The following is a 3,950-nucleotide window of genomic DNA, read 5'->3' as shown; positions in this document are numbered from 1 at the left end:
CCGGCACCTGCCTCGCCGGGCTGCCCTCGCGGTGGCCGCGGCGGCACTCATCGCCGGGCTGGCCGGTCCTGCGGCGTACGCCGTGAGCACCGCCTCGACCCCGCACACCGGCTCGATCCCGACGGCCGGCCCGACGGTCTCCAGCGGGTTCGGCGGTCCCGGCGGCCGCGGCGGGTTCGGTGCACCTCCGGGTGCGGCCGGACAGGCGCCTCCCGGAACGGCGCAGGGCCAGCGCCCGACCGGGGGTGCGCCCACCGGCGGAGGCGGCGCCGGCGGCCTGCTCACCGGCAGCGATCCGAGCGACGAGCTCACCGCGCTGCTGCTCGAGGACGCCGACTCCTACACGTGGGTCGCCGCCGCGGTCGGCTCCAACTCGGCGGCGGGCTACCAGTTGGCCACCGAGGAGCCGGTGATGGCGATCGGCGGCTTCAACGGCTCCGACCCGAGCCCGACGCTGGAGGAGTTCCAGCAGTACGTCGCCGACGGCGAGATCCACTGGTTCATCGGCGGATCGGGCTTCGGGCAGTCGATGGGCGGCAGCAACGCGAGCTCGGAGATCGCAGCCTGGGTGGAGGAGAGCTTCACCGCCACCACCGTCGACGGCGTCACGCTCTACGACCTGTCGACCGGGGCGGCGTCGTGACCGCCGCCCAGCCCTGGGAAGCTCCACGACCCGGGGTCGACACCGACGTCACGACGCTGGAGGTGGTGATCCCCGTCTACAACGAGGAGCGCGACCTCGAGGCCTCGGTGGCGCGCGTGCTCGAGCACCTGGCGGCGCTGCCGTGGACCTCGCGCGTGACGATCGCGGACAACGCCAGCACCGACGGCACCGCGGTGATCGCCCGGCGACTGGCGCACACCCACGCCGGCGTACGCGTCGTCCATCTCGCCGAGAAGGGCCGCGGCCGGGCGCTGAAGAAGGTCTGGCTGACCTCGGACGCGGCGGTGCTGGTCTACATGGACGTGGATCTGTCCACCGACCTCAACGCGCTGCTGCCGCTGGTGGCGCCGCTGATCAGCGGGCACTCCGACCTGGCGATCGGCAGCCGCCTGGGCCGCGGCTCGCGGGTGGAGCGCGGACCCAAGCGGGAGCTGATCTCGCGGTGCTACAACCTGCTGCTGCGCGGAGCGCTGCGGGCCCGGTTCTCCGACGCCCAGTGCGGGTTCAAGGCGATCCGCGCCGACGTGGCCCGCGAGGTGCTGCCGCTGGTCGAGGACGACGCGTGGTTCTTCGACACCGAGCTGCTCGTGCTCGCCGAGCGGGCCGGGCTGCGCATCCACGAGGTGCCGGTCGACTGGGTCGACGACCCCGACAGCACCGTCGACATCGTCCGCACCGCGGTCGACGACCTGCGCGGGATCGCCCGCCTGGGCCGCGGTCTGGTGTCGGGTCGGGTGCCCGTCGCCGACGTCGCCGAGCGCCTGGGGCGGGCGTCGGCCGATGCCGGCGGCGGGCGGCTCGGCCTGCAGGTCGCGATGTTCACGATGGTCGGCGTCGCCTCGACGCTCGCGTACGCCGTCCTCTACCTGCTGCTCCGCGGCCCGCTCTCGGCGTTCGGGGCCAACCTGGTGGCGCTGGTGCTCACGACGCTGGCGAACACGGCCGCCAACCGGAGGCTGACGTTCGGGGTGCGGGGTCGGCAGCACGCCGTGCGCCACCACGTCCGCGGGCTCGTGGTGTTCGGCATCGGGCTCGGGGTCACCAGCGGCGCGCTCTGGCTCCTGCACGCGACCGGCCACACCCACCACGGCGCCGAGGTCGTCGTGCTGACCGTGGCCAACCTGGTGGTGACCGTGCTGCGGTTCGTCGCGATGCGGACCTGGGTGTTCCGGCGCGGCCGTGTCCTCAGCCGACCAGCACGATGAGGTCACGGACCTCGCTGGGCCCGGTGCGGTCGGCACGCTGCCGGACCAGCCGGAGCGGGTCGGGCGCGGCCTCCGGCGTACCGAACACGAGGAACTCGAACCCGTGGTCGCCCTCCTCGAGCGGGACCAGGTGCCCCGGGCGGTCGGCGACGCTCCAGCTGCTGAGCGTGCGGCTGAACCGCACGTGCAGCCGCGAGCCCGCCGGCACCGTCAGCACGTCCCCCGGGCGCGGGTCCTCGACGACGGTGCGGTCGATGGTGTGACCGGTGCTGTGCATCATGGGCCGCCTCCTCGCCTGCTGGTGACGATGAGGAGGCGACCGTCCGCGGCCTGATACGTCACGCACCAGACGCATCTGCTGCCGACCGGCGCTCGGGACGACAGATACGTCTGGTGCGTGGGTCAACCGAAGCAGACCAGCGGCACCGGGGCGGTGTCGGCCGAGACGGTCGGCACCGCCGCGGCCAGTGCGGTCGCCGGATCGACGCCGGCGGCGAGCTGCTGGTGGACGGCGACGAGGACGTCGTACGCCGCCCGGTCGTTGACCGCGGCCGCCGAGGCGACCACGCAGCGGGCGCCGGCGTGCAGCCAGGCGGTCGCCATGCCGATCAGCTCGTCGCCCCAGCGGACCGTCGAGCGGCCGACCTCGCACGCGGAGAGCACCACCACGTCCGGGACCTGTCGCAGCTGGTCGATGTCGTAGCCGAACCACGGCCCGTCCGCGAGCTGGAGGCCGGAGAACATCGCGTTCTCCGCGGCATGGCGGCCGTGGGCCGCGACGTGGAGCACGTCGACGGTGGCGGCGAGCTCCGAGACCGCGGCGGCACTGGCGTCCGCGCCGGTGAGCACGCGCGCGTCCTTCCACTCCTTGGCCGCCGCGATCACCTCGTCCTCGGCCCGGGCCACGCGCGGGCCGGCCACGAACCCGGCCGAACCGAGCCGCAACGGCGTCGTACGCCGCGCGAGCCACGAGGTCGCCGACTGCGCGACCGTGACCGGGCGCCCGACGAAGCCGGGCAGCAGCGTCCAGGGCACACCGGCGAGCACGCCGGACGGGGTGAGCACGACCGCGCGATCGCCGACGGCCTCGAGCACCGGCTCGACCAGCACACTCGAGATCGACGCAAGGCGGCCGGCGAGCTCGCCGCGGACGAACCCGGCCATCGCGCCCGGCAGCTCGGACGCGGCGACGTCGAGGTCGGGGAGCAACCCGCCGAGCAGCGCGTCGATGCGCTCGCGATCGCCGAGGTCGACCCAGGTGGCGGCCTCGGCGGTCACGACCAGCGCCACCACGCGGTCGGCCGCGACGACGTACGCCACCAATGCAGTGTCGATCGCCAATGCAGCCTGCAGCTCGGGGAGCGTCACCGGGTCGGCGACCGCGCCGGAGCCGCGGTGCTGCCAGGCCCGCTCCCGGATCCGTTGGCGCAGCTCCGCCTCCCGCTCAGGATCGCGCCGGCCGCTCTCAGCCGCCATCTCGCGCAGCTCGGTCAGGTCCGCGACGATCTGCTCGTCCTCGGGCGCCCGCACCGGCTGCACCCGGCTGGCCAGCATCCGGGCTCGCTCGGACCACTCGAAGAGCACCCCGGGCGTCCCCGACTCGATGGCGAGCGTGAGCCCCCGGGCCGCGAGGCGCACGCCGTGCCCGGCGACCCCGGTCTGCAGGTCCAGCGACCCGAACGAGCTCTGCCAGGCGTGCAGGTCGGTCAGGCCGGCCCGCAACTGTCGAAGCGCGCCCGCGCGCCGGCCCTCGGTGGTCGCCAGCTCGGCGCGGACATCGCGATGGAGCAGCCGGACGTCGAGCGGCCCGTCGCGGCGCACACGCAGTGAGCCGAGCAGCTCAGCGGCGGTGCCGGCATCGCCACGCCGCAGTGCCAGCCGCACGCGCCGCAGCCGGGTGGCGGCCGCGGCCCAGGGGAGGTCGAGCTCTCGGAGCTCCCGCTCCGCCTCCTCCGCCCCTCGCACGACCTCGGCACCGTGCCGGTCGAGCTCCACGTCCGCGGCCACGACGGCCGCCCGTGCCCGCGCGGCCCAGGCCGGGGCGTCGAGCCGCCGGAACAGGCGCAGCGCGGCGGCCGCGG

General features: G+C 75.0%; 3 protein-coding genes and 1 pseudogene. 2 read left to right on the top strand and 2 right to left on the bottom strand.

What is annotated here, in order from left to right; all coding sequences use genetic code 11:
• Positions 1-643: pseudogene (locus VGD85_RS10485) on the top strand (glycosyl transferase); the annotation flags it as partial.
• Positions 640-1,869 (top strand): bifunctional glycosyltransferase family 2/GtrA family protein, encoded by a 1,230-nt coding sequence (locus VGD85_RS10480; RefSeq protein WP_331063382.1) that lies wholly within the window; start codon positions 640-642, stop codon positions 1,867-1,869. The pseudogene VGD85_RS10485 and the gene VGD85_RS10480, both read left to right, overlap by 4 nt.
• Here the strand turns inward: VGD85_RS10480 and VGD85_RS10475 are convergent.
• Complete coding sequence (locus tag VGD85_RS10475) at positions 1,850-2,149, bottom strand: hypothetical protein (RefSeq protein ID WP_331063381.1); 300 nt, start codon at positions 2,147-2,149, stop codon at positions 1,850-1,852. The genes VGD85_RS10480 and VGD85_RS10475 overlap by 20 nt on opposite strands.
• 122 nt (positions 2,150-2,271) lie before the next feature.
• Positions 2,272-3,950, bottom strand: a 1,679-nt coding sequence (locus tag VGD85_RS10470) for a CHAT domain-containing protein (RefSeq protein WP_331063380.1), incomplete at its 5' end; no start/stop codon positions are given.

It is taken from the genome of Nocardioides sp., assembly GCF_036401255.1.
Classification (GTDB): domain Bacteria; phylum Actinomycetota; class Actinomycetes; order Propionibacteriales; family Nocardioidaceae; genus Nocardioides.
This window is presented reverse-complemented; position numbering and strand designations above follow the sequence as displayed.

Coding starts and splice junctions, on each gene's coding strand:
- VGD85_RS10475 (WP_331063381.1), bottom strand. CDS start 2,149: ATGATGCACAGCACCGGTCACACCATCGACCGCACCGTCGTCGAGGAC.